The sequence below is a fragment of the Streptococcus oralis genome (genome assembly GCF_024399415.1).
Classification (GTDB): Bacteria; Bacillota; Bacilli; order Lactobacillales; family Streptococcaceae; genus Streptococcus; species Streptococcus oralis_CS.
Window position 1 is genome coordinate 1,823,901 of the sequence record NZ_CP029257.1, and the last position, 19,499, is coordinate 1,843,399.

At 42.2% G+C, this 19,499-nt stretch carries 18 protein-coding genes and 1 riboswitch; of the genes, 5 read left to right on the forward strand and 13 right to left on the reverse strand.

Features of this window, described 5'->3' with window-relative positions; translation table 11 throughout:
• Positions 1–80: 80 nt before the first annotated feature.
• From DG474_RS08760 to DG474_RS08815, 12 genes are all read right to left on the reverse strand, one after another.
• Entirely contained in the window at positions 81–1,598 is a 1,518-nt protein-coding gene (locus tag DG474_RS08760) for a damage-inducible protein CinA (protein WP_255778131.1), read from the reverse strand.
• A 35-nt stretch (positions 1,599–1,633) separates the two neighbouring features.
• Positions 1,634–1,777, reverse strand: a complete 144-nt coding sequence (locus DG474_RS08765; RefSeq protein WP_000933182.1) for a hypothetical protein — start codon at positions 1,775–1,777, stop codon at positions 1,634–1,636.
• A gap of 73 nt (positions 1,778–1,850) precedes the next feature.
• The gene (gene cls / locus DG474_RS08770) at positions 1,851–3,383 is read right to left on the reverse strand and encodes a cardiolipin synthase (protein ID WP_255778132.1); all 1,533 of its coding nucleotides are present in this window, start codon (positions 3,381–3,383) and stop codon (positions 1,851–1,853) included.
• Positions 3,384–3,839: 456 nt separating this feature from the next.
• Positions 3,840–4,295, reverse strand: a complete 456-nt coding sequence (locus DG474_RS08775; protein ID WP_000853131.1) for an SP_0198 family lipoprotein — start codon at positions 4,293–4,295, stop codon at positions 3,840–3,842.
• Between the two features lie 90 nt (positions 4,296–4,385).
• A complete protein-coding gene (locus DG474_RS08780; protein ID WP_255778135.1) occupies positions 4,386–5,636 on the reverse strand; it encodes a bifunctional folylpolyglutamate synthase/dihydrofolate synthase in 1,251 nt (416 codons plus the stop codon).
• A gap of 308 nt (positions 5,637–5,944) precedes the next feature.
• The gene (locus tag DG474_RS08785) at positions 5,945–6,250 is read right to left on the reverse strand and encodes a DUF1292 domain-containing protein (RefSeq protein WP_000017624.1); all 306 of its coding nucleotides are present in this window, start codon (positions 6,248–6,250) and stop codon (positions 5,945–5,947) included.
• A gap of 15 nt (positions 6,251–6,265) precedes the next feature.
• Positions 6,266–6,685: a Holliday junction resolvase RuvX gene (ruvX, locus tag DG474_RS08790; protein WP_002876031.1), complete on the reverse strand. Its 420-nt coding sequence runs from the start codon at positions 6,683–6,685 to the stop codon at positions 6,266–6,268.
• Positions 6,686–6,688: 3 nt separating this feature from the next.
• Positions 6,689–6,955, reverse strand: coding sequence for an IreB family regulatory phosphoprotein (locus DG474_RS08795; protein ID WP_000507059.1), 267 nt, complete (start codon positions 6,953–6,955; stop codon positions 6,689–6,691).
• An 87-nt stretch (positions 6,956–7,042) separates the two neighbouring features.
• Entirely contained in the window at positions 7,043–7,612 is a 570-nt protein-coding gene (locus tag DG474_RS08800; RefSeq protein WP_255778137.1) for an SP0191 family lipoprotein, read from the reverse strand.
• Positions 7,613–7,678: 66 nt separating this feature from the next.
• The gene (gene spx / locus DG474_RS08805; protein WP_000591165.1) at positions 7,679–8,077 is read right to left on the reverse strand and encodes a transcriptional regulator Spx; all 399 of its coding nucleotides are present in this window, start codon (positions 8,075–8,077) and stop codon (positions 7,679–7,681) included.
• 134 nt (positions 8,078–8,211) lie between these two features.
• Positions 8,212–10,872 (reverse strand): magnesium-translocating P-type ATPase, encoded by a 2,661-nt coding sequence (mgtA, locus tag DG474_RS08810; RefSeq protein ID WP_255778139.1) that lies wholly within the window; start codon positions 10,870–10,872, stop codon positions 8,212–8,214.
• A gap of 195 nt (positions 10,873–11,067) precedes the next feature.
• Positions 11,068–11,219, reverse strand: a riboswitch (M-box (ykoK) riboswitch).
• A gap of 55 nt (positions 11,220–11,274) precedes the next feature.
• Complete coding sequence (locus DG474_RS08815; RefSeq protein ID WP_000952764.1) at positions 11,275–12,336, reverse strand: M24 family metallopeptidase; 1,062 nt, start codon at positions 12,334–12,336, stop codon at positions 11,275–11,277.
• Positions 12,337–12,483: 147 nt separating this feature from the next.
• On the opposite strand from DG474_RS08815, the gene DG474_RS08820 reads away from it, so the two are divergent.
• The gene (locus DG474_RS08820; protein WP_001043929.1) at positions 12,484–13,239 is read left to right on the forward strand and encodes a hypothetical protein; all 756 of its coding nucleotides are present in this window, start codon (positions 12,484–12,486) and stop codon (positions 13,237–13,239) included.
• Positions 13,240–13,276: 37 nt separating this feature from the next.
• On the opposite strand, the gene uvrA is transcribed toward DG474_RS08820, so the two are convergent.
• On the reverse strand, positions 13,277–16,102 hold the full coding sequence (gene uvrA, locus DG474_RS08825; protein WP_001152859.1) for an excinuclease ABC subunit UvrA: 2,826 nt from the start codon (positions 16,100–16,102) through the stop codon (positions 13,277–13,279).
• A 137-nt stretch (positions 16,103–16,239) separates the two neighbouring features.
• Here uvrA and DG474_RS08830 point away from each other — a divergent pair, with 137 nt between their 5' ends.
• From DG474_RS08830 to DG474_RS08845, 4 genes are all read left to right on the forward strand, one after another.
• The gene (locus DG474_RS08830; RefSeq protein WP_000815620.1) at positions 16,240–17,184 is read left to right on the forward strand and encodes a magnesium transporter CorA family protein; all 945 of its coding nucleotides are present in this window, start codon (positions 16,240–16,242) and stop codon (positions 17,182–17,184) included.
• Positions 17,185–17,195: 11 nt separating this feature from the next.
• The gene (locus tag DG474_RS08835; RefSeq protein WP_255778140.1) at positions 17,196–17,873 is read left to right on the forward strand and encodes a DUF1129 domain-containing protein; all 678 of its coding nucleotides are present in this window, start codon (positions 17,196–17,198) and stop codon (positions 17,871–17,873) included.
• 15 nt (positions 17,874–17,888) lie between these two features.
• Positions 17,889–18,236 (forward strand): TfoX/Sxy family protein, encoded by a 348-nt coding sequence (locus DG474_RS08840; protein ID WP_198464310.1) that lies wholly within the window; start codon positions 17,889–17,891, stop codon positions 18,234–18,236.
• Positions 18,237–18,404: 168 nt separating this feature from the next.
• Complete coding sequence (locus tag DG474_RS08845; protein ID WP_255778141.1) at positions 18,405–19,439, forward strand: S66 family peptidase; 1,035 nt, start codon at positions 18,405–18,407, stop codon at positions 19,437–19,439.
• Positions 19,440–19,499: the final 60 nt, after the last annotated feature.

A 19,499-nucleotide genomic window follows, 5' to 3' on the forward strand; every position in this document is an offset into this window, starting at 1 on the left:
TACCACTCTAAAAATAAAAATCAATATCTTGTGTTAAAAATCCTAAATTTTTTAAAATTCCACAAGATATTGATTTTTTGTTATTTTGATTTATAAAGTTTGAACTCGCTAGTATCTGTCTGAACAAGCTCATATTTTTCGCTGAGCCAGCTCTCTACATCCGACCACAAGGCAACTTTTTGATTGACCACAATCATCTTCGGTTGATTCTCTTTCAGATCATTCATCAGTTTGGTTTTATTTTCGTCGCTTGCAGTATAGAGTGTTGGAGTTGATAGAGAAGTCGGCGCCAAGCGTTCACTTGCACGGTAGAAATCTGGACGATCATCCCAAGCATAGACACGATCCTCAGAACTCGTTTGTTGTTTGACCACGCTGGCAAGACGTTCTCTCTCCTGATAAGCCGCTGGGTGAGAAAGGTAGCGACTCACGATAGGAAGAACAATGAGGTAGGCAAGGGCAATCAATGGTAGATAGAAATTTCCTTTAAAGAAAGAAGTTTGTTTTTCACGTCTTCTTCTACGACGACTCCCTCCCTCAGAAACATCTTCCTTGATTCCGGTCAGAAGGAGCAAGACCAAGAAAGGAATTAGCACCACAAGACGAGTACCGTTGATAGGTTCTTTGGAGAGAATCAAGATTCCCAAAGAAACCAACAATCCCAAGCTAGCAGCAATCGATAAGGCATATTGCTTGGCTGGTTTTGACTGGAACAAACCTGCAAAGAGCAAACCAAGGGAACCTAACCCAATGGCAAGTAAGCCGTAGAAGGCTGCATTTTCAAGCAAATGTGCATTTGAAAAGAGGCTAAGAGTATTTACTGGATATAAGGTCTGGCTAATAGCATCCCCAAAACTACCTGTCCACACTGTATAGTAGCCTAAAGGATAGAATAAGAGTGAAAATCCTAGGGCTGACGCAAAGAACTGATATAGACCATGAACAAAGTGACCTTTGCCTAGATTAAAGCCGATAATCCCCAAGGCCAGTACAGCCGCAAACAAGGTTGTAGGAAGCGGTGCAAGGAAGAAAGCGAGAGCAAGGCTCATCCCCACTCGTACAAATCCTTTGTCGTCCTTTGGAAAAGCTAGATAATTTGTAACGATACTCAATGAATAAAATAGGAAAGGCAGAGCTAGCAAGAGAGCATAACCGCCACCAAAAGCGAGGCCTGCTACAAGCAAGTATAAAATAAAGACAACTCGCTTCGCTTCTTTTTCTTGACCGACAAGAGTATCCGCAGATTTAAAAAGAAAAACACCTGCTCCAAACAAGGCCAACCACTCAACCAAAGCAAGCAGAATACTTCCTAGGGAAAGATAGGTTAGCAAGTAATAGAGCAATCCATTCGTTCCAAAATAATCTGTATACATTTGACCATTTTGATGCAAGGCCCAACCGGTATAGAGATCCTGAGTTTGTTGCGCACTGACTAAACCAAAAATAAAAGGCAGGGCAACCGAAATGGCTGTGGCCACTAAACTCCAAAGCATGATACTAAAAAAGGGAATCGGAGCTCCTTCTTGTTTCTCTGGCACTGACCAGTCTTGGTAATGAGATTCTTCTTGTTTCTCATCTATTTTCCTGTATACGTTCATTCAATTTCTCCTCTAAGTTTATCTGTTTTAGTATATCAAAATCTTACAGGAATGTCAGCTTGGGATTGATATTTGCTGAATTTCTTATCCAAAATCGCAAAGCGTTCGATTTCACGAAAACGGTGGAATCGACTATTTCTATACTCTCTGATAAAATCATCATCTTCTAGATTAAGCATGGTTTTCTCCTTTACTTATCTATTCGTAAGAAGACAAAAAAGACCCAGCCTTGGGCTAGATCTTGGTCGATAGTTAGAGCATAGGTGCAAACAACTGGACAATTTCCTTGATGAGGCTTTGATACCAGCTAGTTTTGATAGTGTGGGGATAAATTTCTTGAGAAACTTTAAAAATCTCTTCGAAGTCCCTTTCAATATCGATGATAGACTGCGTTCTATAAAGCAAAACGGCATTTTCATAGTGGTGGAGCAAGCTCCGATAGTCAAAATTAATCGTTCCAACTGTTGCTGCTTCTCCATCGACCAGCATTTGCTTGCTATGAAGGAATCCCGGACTGTACTCATAAATACGAACCCCTGCAGATAACAAGTCTGGATAGGCTCCGCGAGTAACCAATTGGATGACCTTCTTATCTGGGATACACGGCGTCACGATTCGCACATCTACCCCTCTCAACGCTGCATTTTTGATACTTTCGGTGAGATCATAGTCAGCAATCAGATAGGGTGTCGTGATATAAACATAGTCTGTAGCTTGATTGATAAGATTTTGATAGACCGTTTTTCCTACCTGAGCTCGGTAGATGGGTTTTGGCCCACTACTATAGGGAATACAGAGACCCATCCCTTCTTTGGGCTGATTTTCGAGATGGTATTGATCAAAGTCACTAATCTCTCCACGATTGATATACCAGGTAGATAAAAAGAGTCTGGTAAAAGCCTTTACTGCTGGACCATCCAACCGAATACCGCTATCCTTCCAGTAACCGAAGCGTTCGATATGGTTGATATACTCATCTGCTAGATTGGCACCACCTGTATAGGCAATCTGCCCATCGATAATCATGATTTTACGGTGATCACGGTTATTATAAGCAACGGTCAAGCGTGGAATCACCTTGTTAAATTTATGGGCTTCAATCCCTCGACCACGAAGCTGGATGGTGTAATCTCCAGGCAAGGTTGCCATACAACCAATATCATCATAGAGTAGCTTAACTTCCACTCCTTGAGCGGCCTTTTCTTCCAAAATCTCTAAAATGCTGTTCCACATCAAGCCTTCTTCGATGATATAGTACTCAAGAAAGATAAATTTCTCCGCTTTCTTGAGATCCTCTAGCATCTGGTGCCACATACTTTCACCAGAGGCAAAAAATTGTGTATCCGTTCGATCATAGACATCAGCATTCGTATCCATGCTGAGGAGAGATTTGATAACTCCGTAAGCTGACTTGTCCTGCTCTTTTAACTCCAAACGGAGAGCTCTGCTATTGTCCTCTCGATCAACCATTGATTGGAGCTGCTTTAGCTGCTTCATTTCTTTTTTAGATAAACGACGCTCTCCAAACATGATATAGAGCAATGGTCCAAACACTGGCACAAAGGCTACTAACAGCCATGTTACCTTACTCTCAGGATTCATGGACCGATTAACAATCGATACAATGGTCGCCATACTCATCAAAATAACTAGAATAATCCAGAGAATCGGAGCCATCTGCCCTAGATAGAGAAATAAACCAAAGATGATAAACAACTCTGCCAACATGATGGTAATACTAAAACCATACTTGGACATGAGTAGCTGCATTTTTCTAGCTGTCATACATCCCCTTCCTTTTCTAACATTCTCCTTAACTGCTTGATAAACTACTGTTTCTACTAGTATACCTCAGTTCAGGGGTAGATGGCAACCTTTTACCTTTTTCTATGCAAACTATTCCAAGAACTGCAAGATTTCTAAACTACACCCACACTATATGAAGCGCTGCCCCTCTTATCTTTTTAACTAGGGTATTAAGAAACTTAAAAAGAACTACCAAAATGATAGTTCTTTCCAATATTATTTATATTTTGAAGAATAAGTTCCTTCCACTCTACTTAGTCTTTAAAAAAGTTCTTTGTAGAGAGCAATGGTTTCTTCTAAAGTTGGCATATAAGAAGTTTTACAAATATTTGTAAGCGTTTTAAGTAAAAAGTTAGTAAAGAACAGCCAACCCTTTTTTCAAGAAAAAAGCTCTAAAAAGATAGCTTTCATCTCATTGGAACTTTTACTGAATCATTATTGCTTAGTTAATACCACTCGGTCAGATGCCTCTCGGTCCATATCGTCGATAATCAATTGATTACCATTAACCGTGTAAATTTTGACATCATCACCGATAATGACACGTTGATTTTCTGGCTCAAAGCTGACTTGCTTGATTTCCTTATCTCCATCTGGCTCGACTTCAGTCCATGTACCAGTTTTACCTGTTACAACAAGAGTGATTTGGTCATTCTCATCTTTTCCAGTATAGGTACCATCGATATTCGTAGGTTGATCTACAGTAGTGTCCTGACTTGAGGATGCCTGTGATTGACTAGCACTTGTCGCAGCGCTAGAAGATGATTCTTGTTGAGTAGATGATTGCTGCGCCGATTGCTGGGTAGGGGCTTGTGCCTTAGGTCCACAAGCTGCTAAAAGACTAAGAATTGCTAGGGAAGCAATAGAAAGTGTGAATGTTTTCGTTTTCATAGCGATTTCCTTTCTTTTGTGCCAATAATTTGCTGGAATCGTTTCCAGATATACCTCCTACCTACAGTATAGCAACATAAACCTATAAGGTCAACTAATCTCATCGCTTTCAACCAAACTCCCTCGGACTTCCGAGATAAAGTAGAGGGATCCCGTCACGAAAAGCAAGTCCTGGTCATTGGCCTTATCTTCAAATTCTCTGATAAAGTCGCCATAAGAAGGAATCAAATCATAACCTACCACATCTTTTTCATCCAGAGAGCCTTGGTAGTCAAAGCCTGTTACCTTAAGTTCCACCTCAGGTAACTGCTTAGATAGATAGCCTAACATCCCCTGATAATCCTTGCGTTTAAGTGCTCCAAAAAGGATATGAACCTGGTAACCTTGCTGGATTTTCCCCTGGATAAACTCTACTAGACGAGTCAAGGCTGGCAGATTGTGAGCCCCATCTAGGTAGATTTGCGGACGAATCCGTTCCAATCGACCTGCCCAGTTTGTCTCCTTCAAAGCCCGTCTGACAAGCACTTCTTCGACCCTTTCACCTCTTGATGCCATAAACAAAAGAAAAGTTTCCAAAGCCAAGGCGGCATTTTCTTGCTGATAAACACCTTCCAAACTAATTTCAAGTTGTGAAAAATTCGCTAGGCTGCTTGAAAAATCCCCAGCATTCAAGGAGAAGTCTAGTCCAGCTTGATAGAGATTCACACCTAACTCTCTTGCTGTATTTTGACAGACAAGTTTAGCTTCTGGAGCGAGCTTAGCAATGACTGCCTGCTTGCCGGCCTTGAAAATACCAGCTTTCTGCTCGGCTATTTCCTCTAGACTATCGCCCAAGGTCTCCTGATGATCTAGCCCAATGGAAGTAATAACTGCAATCTCTCCTGTTACGACATTAGTCGTGTCAAGCAAACCACCAATCCCCACCTCTAGCAGGACTAGATCCACTCCCTGCTCTTTAAAGTAAAGCAAGGCAATCAAGGTCAACAATTCAAAGAAAGACAATTGATCGTGTGTCTCTAAAAGAGTTTTCTCCATCTCCTTGACTTGGTTAGCTATACGTACAAAGTCTTCATCTGCGATTGGTTCCCCATTGATACAGATTCGATCATGGATGCTGATGATATGAGGAGAGGTAAAAGTACCAACTTTTTTACCATGAGCAACAAACAACTCCCTCATGAAGGCAATAGTTGACCCTTTACCGTTAGTCCCTGTTACGTGGATAATAGGATAAGTCTTCTCAGGATTCCCCAGCAAATCCACTGCTCGCTGCATTCGTCCAAGTCCAGATCTAAAGTTTAAACCAATCCGACTATGAAGCCACTTTTCTACTTCAAACATACATATCTCCTTAACAAAAGTCCAATCAACTACCGCATCAAAGTATGATTACAAATAAAAAACGAGGTCGGGACTAAAATCCCGACCTCTTACCTGGTTAGCTAATCACTAGCTACTATGAATTTCAACGTGAGCTAAAGACGTCCACCGGACATTCCAACTCTTCCAATTTTTAGGAGTTGGGGGTGATACAGTCTCCCAGACTTACCAGTTCTCTCTTATTTTAAGGAACTGGGCTAAAAATATCCCTCGGACATTCCTGCGTTTCTAATTTCTGGCGCAGGGCTAAAAATGTCCCCCGGACATTTTTACTCTTCCATAAAGCTGTTGAAGACTTCTTCAATCATGTTCCATTCGTCTTCTGAGTCTTCTGGGATTGGTTGCAATTCGCCTTCTGTTCCGTCTTCATTTTCGATGAATGAGTAGGCTTGGATTTCAACTTCACCATTTTCATCTTCTTCTGCGTTAACTGGCACTAGCAGAACATAGTTTTTACCAAATTCTTCTTTTCCGTCGATGGTCAAAAGAATTTCAAACAAGGTTTCATTTCCTTGCTCATCTACTAGTGTAATCAATTCACGTTCTTCGTGGTCATGGTTGTGATCGTGTGACATAGTTTCTCCTCTGTCTTAAAATTTTCTATCTAAATAATTTTGCAAAATCAGCTGAGCAGCCAACTTATCAATAACTTTCTTGCGTTTGTTACGGCTGATATCTGCTTGTTCAATCAACATACGCTCCGCAGCGACCGTTGTCAAACGCTCATCCTGATAGTCTACTGGCAAACCAAAGAGTTCTTCTAGCTTGGCACCATAGGCTTGACTGGCTTCTACTCGCGGACCGCTGGTATTGTTCATGTTCTTTGGCAAACCTACTACAAAGCGTTCTACCTTATAGCTGTCAACCAATTCCTTGATGCGGTCAAAACCAAACTGGCCCTGATCCTCATTAATCTGGATGATTTCAAGTCCCTGAGCGGTGAAGCCTAGGGGATCGCTAATCGCCACCCCTACTGTTTTTGAACCGACGTCCAATCCCATAATTCTCATAGATTATAGATCGACTCCTTGTCCTTTAAGGTAGTAGCGTACCAATTCTTCAACAATTTCATCACGCTCATACTTACGGATTTGATTTCGTGCATTGTTATAACGAGGAACGTAGGCAGGGTCTCCACTCAATACATAACCGACGATCTGGTTAATCGGATTGTAGCCCTTGTCATTCAACGAAGCATAGACGTCTGTCAACGTTTCGCTAATTTCTTTCTTATTGGAATCATCCAATTTAAACCGTACAGTTTCTTCAGTAAATCCCATTCTAACACCCTCTTTCCTTAGAATATTACTATTATAGCATATTTCCTGACGTTCTACAAATAAATCAGTTTGTTTATTTGGATTTTCTTACTGTTCTACCGCCCCATTTGCCACTCTGTCAGCAATATACTGGCTAGGTTCGTTTTTTAAGAGATTTTCAAGACCAATATTTTTTAAATATTCTAGTTGAGATGCCTTTTTGACATCCAAAACTTGAAAATCATAAGTCGTTGTGGTCTGGATTTCTGTCTCGCTGAGTAGCTTGGTTTCCAGTGTAAATCCTGCCAGTTTGCGCGCCTCTTGGATAGTCTCATCCTTTTCTTCTGCTTCAAGAAGCGCTTTTTGCGTTTCCTCTAGGCCATTTTCAGAGATAAAGGTCTTGAGTTCATCCCCGACAGGTCGTTTTTGCTGGATGGTCAAGGTTAAAAACTGATTGCCTTTATAAGTAATCGTTTGAGTCTGTTGCGTTCCATTTTCTGACTTCGGCATCAACAGGGTCTTGGTGACAACCGTATTCTTTTCGGCATTGTCCAAAACGGGAAGGTTTGATTGGAGAGGTTCAGATGCTGTTGTGGAAGCAGCAGGAGTTTCCTTTTTTTGCCCACATCCCGCAAGCAAAAAGAGGAGAGCAAAACTAGCAATTAGTAACTTTTTCATAATTCCTCACATGATTTTAAAACAAAAGAGCAAACAAGGCCAGGAGTCACTCCCAGCCTTGATGTTTTATAGAGCTGCACGTAGACGTGCTTCTGCATTTTCTACATTACGGACAGAGCGTGGCAAGAAGGCACGGATATCATCTTCTTTATAGCCGACTTGTAGGCGCTTCTCGTCAACGAGAATCGGACTCTTTAAGATCCGTGGTGTTTCCATGATTAAGTTGAGCACTTCATTGACACTCAAATCCTCGATGTCAACTCCAAGTGCCTTAGCGTAGCGGTTTTTTGACGAAACGATACTGGCAATTCCATTATCTGTTTTCGTGAGAATATCTAATAACTCTTCTCTTGTAATTCCTTCTTTACCGAGATTTTGTTCTTTATAACTTAACTGGTGGGCATTGAGCCAGGTTTTCGCTTTTTTACAGCTAGTACAACTTGAGACTGTATAAATTTTGATCATGTACCTACCCCTTTCGCTACATGTTACTATCAGTTTAGTCTATTATACCATAAAAAACATCCGACTTGCGACCTATTTTTAAAAAAATTTAACTTTTTTCGCGATTTTCGTACTTTTTTCTTGACAAAATCAATTTATAACCAACTTTTAAATTTTTTGATATACAATCGTTTCACAACTGTAACACTTATCATATAGAGAACGATAATCAAAAGCAAAAAGAGGAAATAAATTGGTTCCAAAGGGGTTAAATGAAGTAGGCTAGCAATTGAAGAGTAGGGAAGGAAGGTCACAAAACTAGCTGCTAGCAAGGTTGTCCCAAGAACAAACCATGATGGACGGCTTTGTAAGAAAGGAAGTTTTGCTGAACGAAGCATATGGATAACCATGGTTTGGGACCACATGGATTCAATGAACCAACCTGTCTGGAACAAGATGATAAAGCCTGTTGCAGACTCTGCTCCGTGAGCATAAGCTTGACCTGTCGCCATTGGGACAATGACAAAATAGAGCAAGATAAAAGTCAAAATGTCAAAGGCAGACGAAATCGGACCCATCCAAATCATAAAGCGAGTAATAGACTTGGCTTCCCACTTATGAGGATGCTTCAAAAAGTCTTCATCCACATTATCAAATGGCAAGGCAATGCAAGAAAGGTCGTAGACGAGGTTTAAGACAATCAAGTGAATCGGAGCCATTGGCAGGAAAGGTAAAAAGATACCAGACACTAACAGAGAGAAAATGTTCCCGAAATTAGAGCTGACCGTCATCTTGATATATTTGGTCATATTAGCATAGACTTTGCGTCCTTCAACCAGCCCTTTTTCAAGCACCATCAAATCCTTATCTAGCAAAATGACATCAGCCGTCTCTTTGGCAATATCTACTGCTGTATCAACAGAAATCCCCACATCTGCTACTTTCATTGAAGGGGCATCATTGATCCCATCTCCCATATAGCCGACACAATGTCCATTCGATTTGATTTGTAAAATGATTCGTGCTTTTTGATCCGGAGAGAGTTTGGCAAAGACGGTCACTTTCTCAACTGCTTGGGCCAACTCTTCGTCCGTCATGGCGTCAATATCAGAACCCAACAAGATTTGATCAACGTCTAGACCAACTTTTTCGCAAACTGCTTGGGTTACCTTCTCATTGTCTCCCGTCAAGATCTTTGTTTGAACACCGTGTTCTAACAAAGCTTGGATAGCAGGTGCTGCTGATGGTTTTGGTGGATCTAGAAAGGCAAGATAGCCTGTTAGAATCATCTCTTTTTCATCTTCAACGGAGTAAGCAAAACCTTCTTTTAGGCCTGTTTTATAAGCGACTCCCAAGACTCGCAATCCCTGTTGATTAAGTTGATCTACTTCTTTTAAGATTTCCACACGGATATCATCCGTCAAAGGACTAATCTGACCTTGATATTCCACATGGGTTGAAATCGCAAGCATTTCCTCTAGAGCACCCTTGGTTACCAAACTAACAACTTCGTTCTCATCCTTGACGATGACACTCATCCGTCTGCGTTCAAAATCAAAGGGTAATTCATCTATTTTTTGGAAGCTAGTATCCAAATTTTGTAGAATAGCGTGTTCTTTAGCTTCTTTTTCAGTTCTACTGATAATGGCACGGTCCATCAAGTTTTTCAAACCGGTTTGAAAATAGGAATTGAGATAGGCACGTCTCAACACAGATAAATCCAAATCTCCATGTATATCCAAAGGATATTCAAGGACAATTTCGTCTTGGGTAAGGGTTCCGGTTTTATCCGTACACAGGATATCAATAGCACCTAGGTCTTGTATGGCATTGAGTTTTTTGATGACGACTTTTTCCTTGGCCATGATAATGGAGCCTTTTGCTAGACTGGCTGTGATGATCATAGGAAGCATCTCAGGTGTCAATCCAACACCAACACTCAGTGCAAACACACCTGCTTCCAGCCAGTCGCCATCTGTCAAGCCATTGGAGAGAAACACGATGGGAACCATGACTAACATCAAACGGATCAAGAGCCAAGAGATGCTGTTCATCTCCCGTTCAAAAGAGGTCGGTTCGTCATAGGTATTGAGAGTCTGCTCGATTTCTCCCATCATGGTGTCATCACCGACCGCTAGAATCAAAGCCTTGGCGCTTCCTGATATCACATTGGTTCCCATAAAAGCGAGTGCTTCTGCTTCTAGCAGACTATCAAAATTTGACTGACTCATTTTTGACAAGGCTAGTTTTTCAACCGAGTCACTTTCACCTGTCAAACCAGACTGTTGAACAAAGAAATCACGTGATTCAATCAAAAGGAGGTCTGCTGGTATCATATCCCCAGCACTTAATTTGACTATATCTCCAACGACCAAATCTTCAATTGCGACCTCTAAACTCTGGCCTTCGCGGATAACTGTGGCTGTATTCACAATCATTTTTGATAGATTGGTCGCGGCCTTGTCACTCCGCAATTCTTGGACAAAGCGTATGCCACCAGAGATTAGAACGAGAACGACGATGATGATAGAGGTCGTCGGATCTTCTTGCCCAGGCTTCGCCAACCAGACATTGGTCACCATGGAGATCATAGCGATGACAAGAAGAATGATTGTAAATGGATTGATAATAGATTCGTAAATCTTTTTGAGGATACTATCTTCTTGACCCTTGGTGATGGTATTTTCGCCATATAGGTCACGATTTTTCTCCACCTGCTCCTCAGTCAAGCCTATTAGACTTGTCTTATAAAAAGATAGAGTTTCGTTTAAGGGTGTGTGAATAGCTGCTGCTAATCTTTCTTTTGTAGTTTTCATTGGTTTCTCCTATCTGTATGAATGATATGTTTCATACACAGAGACCAATCACTTTATAAGGGCAGAACGACACAAATCAGCGATTGGCTGTGTATGTGCGGTTCTGGATGATCGTCAATTTGCATCGTTTGTCTCCCTTCCTTGTTCTAAAACAGTAGAAAATCCCACCATAAAATGGCAGGATTAAAAAACTAACTATCTGTTTTTTCGTTCAAGCTTTAACTCCATAGGGCGATGTAATGAGCTTAGTCTTGGCCTTCGCGACCAGGACTGTTGACCAACGAGTAGTGTCTCCACTGCTTTGCGGTAGTCATCCGTATCCCTATGGTAGCCTCACCTACCGTTTTCGTCTATCAGTATAAACCTTTAAAATATAAAAGTCAATGATTTATCTTAATTTTCTTAAATAACAATTAATTCCTTCGGCGCTAGAGTCAACAATTCGCAACCGTTATCTGTAATCAGGATATCATCTTCGATACGAACCCCGTATTTACCTTCAATATAAATACCCGGTTCATCAGTCAAGACCATACCAGCCTTGATTGGCTCTTCTGACTTGCCAAAGTAAGGAATTTCATGGATATCCAGACCAATCCCATGTCCAATCCCGTGGCTGAAGTAAGGACCGTAGCCTGCATCGTTGATAATTTGACGAGGAATCCTGTCAAAATCGATCCGACTGAGACCAGCCTTAGCCGCTTCTATCAGAGCTTGATTGCTACGCAGGACAATATCATAAATCTCCCGCTCCTCATCTGTCACCTGTCCCACATGAACAGTCCGCGTCATATCGCTGACATAGTGATTGTAGTAGCAACCAAAGTCCATGGTCAGGGTTTCACCATTTTGAATGACCTTGTCACTAGCCACTCCATGTGGCATAGCAGAGCGGTAGCCCGAAGCGATGATGAAGTCAAAAGAGGCACCTGAAGCACCTAGCTGGCGCATACGGGCATCTAAAAAGTTCATAACGGCTAGCTCAGTCGTCTCACCGGGCTTGATAAAATCCAGTACATCTAGGAAGGCTTGATCCGAAATCTGGCAGGCCCTACGAATGGTTGCGATTTCTTGCTCATCCTTGATCATCCGCAGATTTTCAATAAAACCAGTCATTGGAACCAGCTCATGACCAGCAAACACACTTTCCAGCATCTTGAAGTAAGCATAGGAAATTTCGTCATCAAAGCCAATTTTTTCCAGCTTGTCGTCCGCTATAATTTTAGCAATTTCACCAACCGCATCTCGCGTTTCCACAATATCAAAGCCCTCAACCACGCCCTTGGCAATCAGGGTATAGCGCGCATCCGTCAGGAAAATCCGACGCGACTTGCTAATGAAAACTGTCGCCTCTGTCCCGCTGAAACCAGTCAGATAGTAGATATTCTTCAGATTGGTTACTAGGACAGCATCACACTCTGTCTGAGCCAATGCTGCTTCAAATTTTTCAACTCTTGATAACATGAGAAAACCTCCGTAAAATGATTCAATTTATTATAGCAAAAAAATACCGAAAATAATACAATCTATATAGCTAGGATTAGATAAAATTGACATTTGAAAGCGCTTAATGTATAATTTCTGTTAAACAAGAAAGAACGAGGTATCGATATGAATAAAACAGAATTGCTGTTACAAAGACTAGATGAGATTGGTCAGTCTCTAAAAGATTCGAACCAAGCACTAGCTTTGCTGGCACTTGGTTCTTGCGGAACAGAAAGAGAACGATTGGATCAGTACTCAGATTTAGACTTCTTTGTTATTGTAAAAGATGGCTACAAGCAGACCTATATCCAAGACCTAACCTGGTTAAGTAAGCTAGAACCAATTGCATTTCACTACCAAAATACAGTGGACGGACATAAAGTTCTATTTGAAGATGATGTTTTTTGTGAATTTGCTGTCTTTGAAGCTCACGAACTAGTAAACATTCCCTTCTCTGAAGGCAAGATTATCTGGAAGGAGGTCGGTTTTGATGAAACAATCTGTCAGCCACAAAGACTGCCATCAAAAGATAACAGAGACCGTGAATGGCTGTTGGGAGAAATTTTATGTAATCTATATTTAGGGCTAGGTCGCTATCAGCGAGGCGAAAAATTAGCTGCTTATGATTTAATACAAAACAGAGCCGTCAAGCTTTGGACTGAACTAATCAGTTTGGAAACAACTTCTAAATCTAATTTTATAGATATCTTTAATACCAACAGACGATTTGAAGAAGGTTATCCAAAGGAAGCCAAGCAATTGCCTCACTTTTTGCAAGGTTACGAACGCATTTCTGAGTCTGCTCAAGCACTCCTAGAATATCTGGATAAACACTATTCTCTTAACCCATTTATAAAAGAAAAAATTCGTGATTTATTATAAAAAAGACTCTGCCTAAAAAAGCAGAGCCTTTTAAATCTTATTTTAACTTTCCTTTCAAATACTGTCCTGTGTAGCTGGCTTCATTGGCCGCTACTTCTTCTGGGGTTCCTGTTGCGATGATAGTTCCACCACCAACACCGCCTTCAGGTCCCAAGTCGATGATATGGTCTGCTGTTTTAATAACATCTAGATTGTGCTCGATAACGAGGACTGTATTGCCATCGTCTACAAAGCGAGCCAAGACTTTAAGCAAGCGAGCGATATCCTCAGTATGAAGTCCTGTCGTTGGCTCATCCAGAATGTAGAAGGACTTACCTGTCGAGCGTTTGTGGAGTTCACTAGCCAGCTTCATACGCTGGGCTTCTCCTCCAGAAAGCGTGGTAGCTGGTTGACCTAGCGTTACATAGCCCAGTCCTACATCCTTGATGGTCTGGAGTTTGCGTTGAATCTTAGGAATGTGTTGGAAGAATTCCACCGCATCGTTGACGGTCATATCTAAAACTTGCGAGATATTCTTTTCCTTGTAGTGAACTTCTAGGGTTTCACTGTTGTAGCGGGTTCCGTGGCAAACTTCACAAGCAACGTAAACATCTGGCAAGAAGTGCATCTCAATCTTGATAATCCCGTCACCTGAGCAGGCTTCGCAACGACCACCCTTGACGTTGAAACTGAAACGGCCCTTCTTATAGCCTCGAATCTTAGCTTCATTTGTCTGGGCAAAGAGGTCACGTATATCGTCAAAAACTCCCGTATAGGTGGCAGGATTGGACCTTGGTGTCCGTCCGATTGGACTCTGGTCAATATCAATCAGACGATCGACATGCTCAATCCCCGTAATCGTTTTAAACTTACCAGGTTTGTCTGAATTGCGGTTGAGCTTCTGGGCAATGGCTTTTTTGAGGATGCTGTTGATCAAGGTCGACTTTCCTGAGCCTGACACCCCTGTCACTGCGATGAATTTTCCTAATGGGAAGCGGGCCGTGACATTTTGTAAGTTGTTCTCACGCGCTCCTGTCACTTCGATAAAGCGACCATTTCCGGCACGGCGCTCTTCTGGTACTGGAATGGCACGTTTACCTGACAAGTACTGGCCTGTAATAGACTTACTGTTACGGGCCACCTGCTTGGGTGTTCCTGCAGCAACAATCTCGCCACCAAAAACACCGGCACCTGGACCAACGTCAATCAGATAATCCGCCTCACGCATAGTATCTTCGTCATGTTCCACTACGATAAGAGTATTGCCCAAATCACGCATTTTTTTCAAGCTAGCAATCAGGCGGTCATTATCCCTCTGGTGGAGTCCAATCGACGGCTCATCCAGGATATAAAGAACACCTGATAAGTTGGAACCAATCTGAGTCGCCAAGCGAATTCGCTGACTCTCCCCACCTGACAGGGTTCCTGCCGAACGTGACAGCGTCAAATAGTTAAGTCCCACGTTATTGAGGAAGGTCAAGCGATCCTTGATTTCCTTGAGAATGGGACGAGCAATAATGGCTTCATTTTCAGACAAGGTCAACTGGCTCACCAACTCCAAATGGTCTGCGATAGACAAATCTGAGATTTCACCGATATGTGGCCCTTGCTCACCACCCACACGAACAGACAAGGCCTGATCGTTGAGACGATAGCCGTGACAAGTTCCGCAGGTCAGCTCATTCATGTAGAGACGCATCTGGGTACGGGTGTAGTCACTATTAGTTTCATGGTAACGGCGCTTGATATTATTGACAACTCCCTCAAAAGGAACGTCGATATCGCGCACACCGCCAAATTCATTTTCATAGTGGAAATGGAATTCCTTGCCATCTGAGCCATAGAGAATCAAGTTTTTATCTTCTTCTGACAAGTCCTCAAAAGGCTTATCCATATCCACTCCAAAGGCTGTCATGGCCTGCTCTAGCATATTTGGATAGTAGTTGGATGAGATAGGATTCCAAGGTGCTAATGCTCCCTCACGCAAAGTTTTGCTGGTATCAGGAACCACCAAGTCAACATCCACCTCCAGCTTGATGCCCAAACCATCACACTCACTACACGAGCCAAACGGGGCATTGAAGGAGAAGAGACGAGGCTCTAACTCTGGTACTGTAAAACCACAAACTGGACAGGCATAATGCTCAGAAAAGAGCAACTCAGAATCGTCCATAGTGTCGATAATGACATAACCTTCTGCGATACGAAGGGCAGCCTCAATGGAATCAAAGAGACGGCTACGAATGCCCTCCTTGATGACAATACGGTCGACCACGACATCGATATTGTGTTGCTTGCTCTTCGACAACTCTGGCACTTCGGTCACATCATAAACTTCCCCATCCACACGGACGCGGACATAACCGTCTTTCTGAATCTTTTCAATGACGCTCTTGTGTTGCCCTTTTTTCTTACGAATGACAGGAGCTAAGATTTGCAGACGTTGGCGTTCTGGCAATTCCAAGACCTTATCAACAATTTGCTCCACAGAAGAAGCCTTGATTGCCCCATGCCCGTTGATACAGTAAGGCGTCCCCACACGTGCGTAGAGGAGACGCAGATAGTCATTGATTTCAGTTGTTGTCCCAACGGTCGAACGAGGATTTTTGCTGGTCGTTTTTTGGTCGATGGAAATAGCTGGACTGAGGCCATCAATGGCATCTACATCAGGCTTTTCCATGTTGCCCAAGAACTGACGAGCGTAGGCTGACAAGCTCTCTACATAGCGACGTTGTCCCTCCGCATAGAGGGTATCGAAGGCTAGACTGGATTTCCCAGAACCTGACAAACCAGTCACGACAACCAGCTTGTCTCTTGGAATTTCCACATCGATATTTTTTAAGTTATGGGCACGAGCCCCATGAATCACAATTTTATCTTGCATCTTTGTTCTTTCTAGTCCATTATTGCTTTCCATTATACCAAAAAATGTGAAATTCTATTACCCAAAAAGCCGATTTTGTAGTATAATAGTACGGTGCAAAAAATCAAACACTGAAATAGTAGGAAAGGATAGGGGATATGAAACAAGTTTTTCTCTCAACAACAACTGAATTTAAAGAGATCGACACGCTTGAACCGGGTACTTGGATCAATCTCGTCAATCCTACACAAAATGAATCGTTGGAAATCGCTAACGCCTTCGACATTGACATTGCCGACCTTCGAGCACCGCTCGATGCGGAAGAAATGTCCCGTATTACCATCGAAGACGAGTATACTTTGATCATCGTGGACGTTCCCATCACAGAGGAAAGAAACAATCGTACCTACTACGTTACGATTCCGCTGGGGATTATCATCACCGAGGAAACCATTATCACCACCTGCTTGGAATCCCTCCCCGTTCTCGATGTCTTTATCAACCGTAGACTGCGCAACTTCTACACCTTTATGCGTTCACGTTTTATCTTCCAGATTCTCTACCGAAATGCCGAACTTTACCTTACAGCCCTCCGTTCGATCGACCGTAAGAGTGAACAGATCGAAAGTCAACTTCACAAATCTACTCGAAACGAAGAACTGATCGAGCTCATGGAATTGGAAAAGACCATCGTCTATTTCAAGGCCTCACTTAAGACGAACGAGCGCGTGATTAAGAAATTGACCAGCGCAACCAGCAATATCAAGAAATACCTAGAAGACGAAGACCTACTCGAAGACACTCTGATTGAAACCCAACAGGCCATTGAGATGGCAGATATCTATGGAAACGTCCTTCACTCTATGACAGAGACCTTTGCCTCTATCATTTCCAATAACCAGAACAACATCATGAAGACCCTGGCTCTCGTGACCATCGTTATGTCTGTCCCAACCATGATCTTCTCAGCCTACGGGATGAACTTTAAGGATAATGAAATCCCTCTGAACGGTGAGCCTCATGCCTTCTGGTTAATCGTCTTTATCGCCTTTGCTATGAGTGTTTCGCTCACTCTCTATCTCATCCATAAAAAATGGTTCTAAGAGGAATTCCTATGTCTCAGATTGATTTACAAAAATTAACTAAGAAAAACCAAGAGTTTATCCACATCGCTACCCAACAATTTATCAAAGATGGTAAAACAGACGCTGAAATCAAGGCTATCTTTGAGGAAGTCATTCCTAAAATCCTTGAAGAGCAAGCCAAAGGAACAACAGCTCGTTCCCTCTACGGGGCTCCAACTCATTGGGCTCATAGCTTCACTGTCAAAGAGCAATATGAAAAAGAGCATCCAAAAGAAAATGATGATCCAAAACTCATGATTATGGACTCAGCCCTTTTTATCACCAGTCTCTTTGCATTGGTTAGCGCTCTGACTACCTTCTTCTCTACAGATCAGGCTATTGGCTATGGTTTGATTACCCTCTTGTTGGTTGGACTTGTCGGAGGGGTGGCCTTCTACTTGATGTACTACTTTGTCTACCAGTATTATGGACCAGACACAGATCGTAGCCAGCGCCCTCCTTTCTGGAAGTCAATCCTCGTTATCCTGGCTTCTATGGTCCTTTGGTTGGTTGTCTTCTTTGCAACAAGCTTCCTACCAGCCAACCTCAATCCAGTCCTTGCTCCATTGCCTTTGGCTATCCTGGGAGCTGCCCTTCTCGCTCTTCGCTTCTATCTCAAGAAACGTTTCAATATCCGAAGCGCAAGCGCGGGCCCATCACGTTATTAAGAAAAGTGAAAAGCTATGGCATATAGTCAATCTTTAGCTCAGCAGATTCGAAAAATTCTAGCGCTCAAACTTCCTCCCCAAATTTTCGAAGAAGAGCTAGAAGAAAAGAAACTGTTTGGTGGCCTTGCCTTTATGATTCGTGGGAAAATGGTCCTTACAGTCAGTTCCAGAAAGGACGAGCTGGTTATGGTGAGAATTGGCGAAGAACTGGAAAAGCAAGTTCTACCCCGAACAGGAGCTCATACTACATTGATGAGAGGGCGCCTTTATCACGGCTATATAGACCTAGATATAGAAGGTCAAAAAGAACTTCCTTACTGGATTGATTTAGCTCTCTCCTATAATCAAGAGTTGACCAAGTAACTCATATCTAGTGAGATTAGAGATTAGAAAAACGAAAAGCAACTGCAAAGGCGGTTGCTTTTTTTCCTGCTTTCTTGAGATTCAATAGCACTTCTGAGTCTCATTATTGTAGTTTTCTCTCACCTTTTGTGATAAAATAGGCTCAATCAATTTCTAGGAGGATGAGATATGGTTTCTACTATTGGTATTGTTAGTTTGTCTAGTGGTGTTATCGGAGAGGATTTTGTCAAACACGAAGTCGATTTGGGTGTCCAACGTCTCAAGGATTTGGGACTCAATCCTGTCTTTTTACCCCATTCGCTAAAGGGCTTGGACTTTATCAAGGATCATCCCGAGACGCGTGCAGAGGATTTGATGCAGGCCTTTTCGGACGATAGCATCGACATGATCCTATGCGCCATCGGTGGGGATGATACCTATCGCTTGCTACCTTATCTTTTTGAAAATGACCAACTACAAAAGGTTATCAAACCAAAGATTTTTCTCGGTTTCTCGGATACGACCATGAACCATCTCATGTTGCATAAACTAGGAATCAAGACTTTTTACGGCCAATCCTTTCTAGCGGACATTTGTGAGTTAGACAAAGAAATGTTGCCCTATAGCCTCCACTACTTTAAAGAACTGATCGAGACTGGGAGAATCTCAGAAATCCGCCCTAGCGACCTTTGGTATGAGGAACGGACTGATTTTAGTCCCAAGGCCCTGGGAACAGCTCGTATCAGTCATGTAAATACAGGTTTTGACTTGTTACAAGGAAATGCCCAGTTTGAGGGAGAAATTCTCGGAGGTTGCCTTGAATCTCTCTATGATATCTTTGATAACTCTCGATATGCAGACAGTAGAGAACTCTGCCGAGAGTACAAACTCTTCCCTGACTTATCCGACTGGGAAGGAAAGATCCTCTTACTAGAAACAAGTGAAGAAAAACCTGAACCTGATGATTTCAAAAAGATGGTGCTGGCTTTGAAAGAAACTGGGGTATTTGAGGTCATCAGTGGACTCTTGGTCGGAAAGCCAATGGATGAAGCCTTCTATGACGACTATAAAGAGGCACTAATGAGCATCGTTGACAGCAATATCCCAATTGTCTATAATCTAAACGTTGGGCACGCCACACCAAGAGCCATTGTACCCTTTGGCGTCTATGCTTATGTGGATGCAAAAGAGCAAGTCATTCGCTTTGACTATAACAAAAAATAAACAATTTCTCCATTTTTGTGCTTTGGTATTGATTTTCGTTACAATTTGTGTCTGAATTTA

Bases quoted from the DNA above. Each gene is read 5' to 3' on its own strand.
- DG474_RS08760 (WP_255778131.1), bottom strand. From the start codon at position 1,598: ATGAACGTATACAGGAAAATAGATGAGAAACAAGAAGAATCTCATTAC.
- DG474_RS08765 (WP_000933182.1), bottom strand. From the start codon at position 1,777: ATGCTTAATCTAGAAGATGATGATTTTATCAGAGAGTATAGAAATAGT.
- cls (WP_255778132.1), bottom strand. From the start codon at position 3,383: ATGACAGCTAGAAAAATGCAGCTACTCATGTCCAAGTATGGTTTTAGT.
- DG474_RS08775 (WP_000853131.1), bottom strand. From the start codon at position 4,295: ATGAAAACGAAAACATTCACACTTTCTATTGCTTCCCTAGCAATTCTT.
- DG474_RS08780 (WP_255778135.1), bottom strand. From the start codon at position 5,636: ATGTTTGAAGTAGAAAAGTGGCTTCATAGTCGGATTGGTTTAAACTTT.
- DG474_RS08785 (WP_000017624.1), bottom strand. From the start codon at position 6,250: ATGTCACACGATCACAACCATGACCACGAAGAACGTGAATTGATTACA.
- ruvX (WP_002876031.1), bottom strand. From the start codon at position 6,685: ATGAGAATTATGGGATTGGACGTCGGTTCAAAAACAGTAGGGGTGGCG.
- DG474_RS08795 (WP_000507059.1), bottom strand. From the start codon at position 6,955: ATGGGATTTACTGAAGAAACTGTACGGTTTAAATTGGATGATTCCAAT.
- DG474_RS08800 (WP_255778137.1), bottom strand. From the start codon at position 7,612: ATGAAAAAGTTACTAATTGCTAGTTTTGCTCTCCTCTTTTTGCTTGCG.
- spx (WP_000591165.1), bottom strand. From the start codon at position 8,077: ATGATCAAAATTTATACAGTCTCAAGTTGTACTAGCTGTAAAAAAGCG.
- mgtA (WP_255778139.1), bottom strand. From the start codon at position 10,872: ATGAAAACTACAAAAGAAAGATTAGCAGCAGCTATTCACACACCCTTA.
- DG474_RS08815 (WP_000952764.1), bottom strand. From the start codon at position 12,336: ATGTTATCAAGAGTTGAAAAATTTGAAGCAGCATTGGCTCAGACAGAG.
- DG474_RS08820 (WP_001043929.1), top strand. From the start codon at position 12,484: ATGAATAAAACAGAATTGCTGTTACAAAGACTAGATGAGATTGGTCAG.
- uvrA (WP_001152859.1), bottom strand. From the start codon at position 16,102: ATGCAAGATAAAATTGTGATTCATGGGGCTCGTGCCCATAACTTAAAA.
- DG474_RS08830 (WP_000815620.1), top strand. From the start codon at position 16,240: ATGAAACAAGTTTTTCTCTCAACAACAACTGAATTTAAAGAGATCGAC.
- DG474_RS08835 (WP_255778140.1), top strand. From the start codon at position 17,196: ATGTCTCAGATTGATTTACAAAAATTAACTAAGAAAAACCAAGAGTTT.
- DG474_RS08840 (WP_198464310.1), top strand. From the start codon at position 17,889: ATGGCATATAGTCAATCTTTAGCTCAGCAGATTCGAAAAATTCTAGCG.
- DG474_RS08845 (WP_255778141.1), top strand. From the start codon at position 18,405: ATGGTTTCTACTATTGGTATTGTTAGTTTGTCTAGTGGTGTTATCGGA.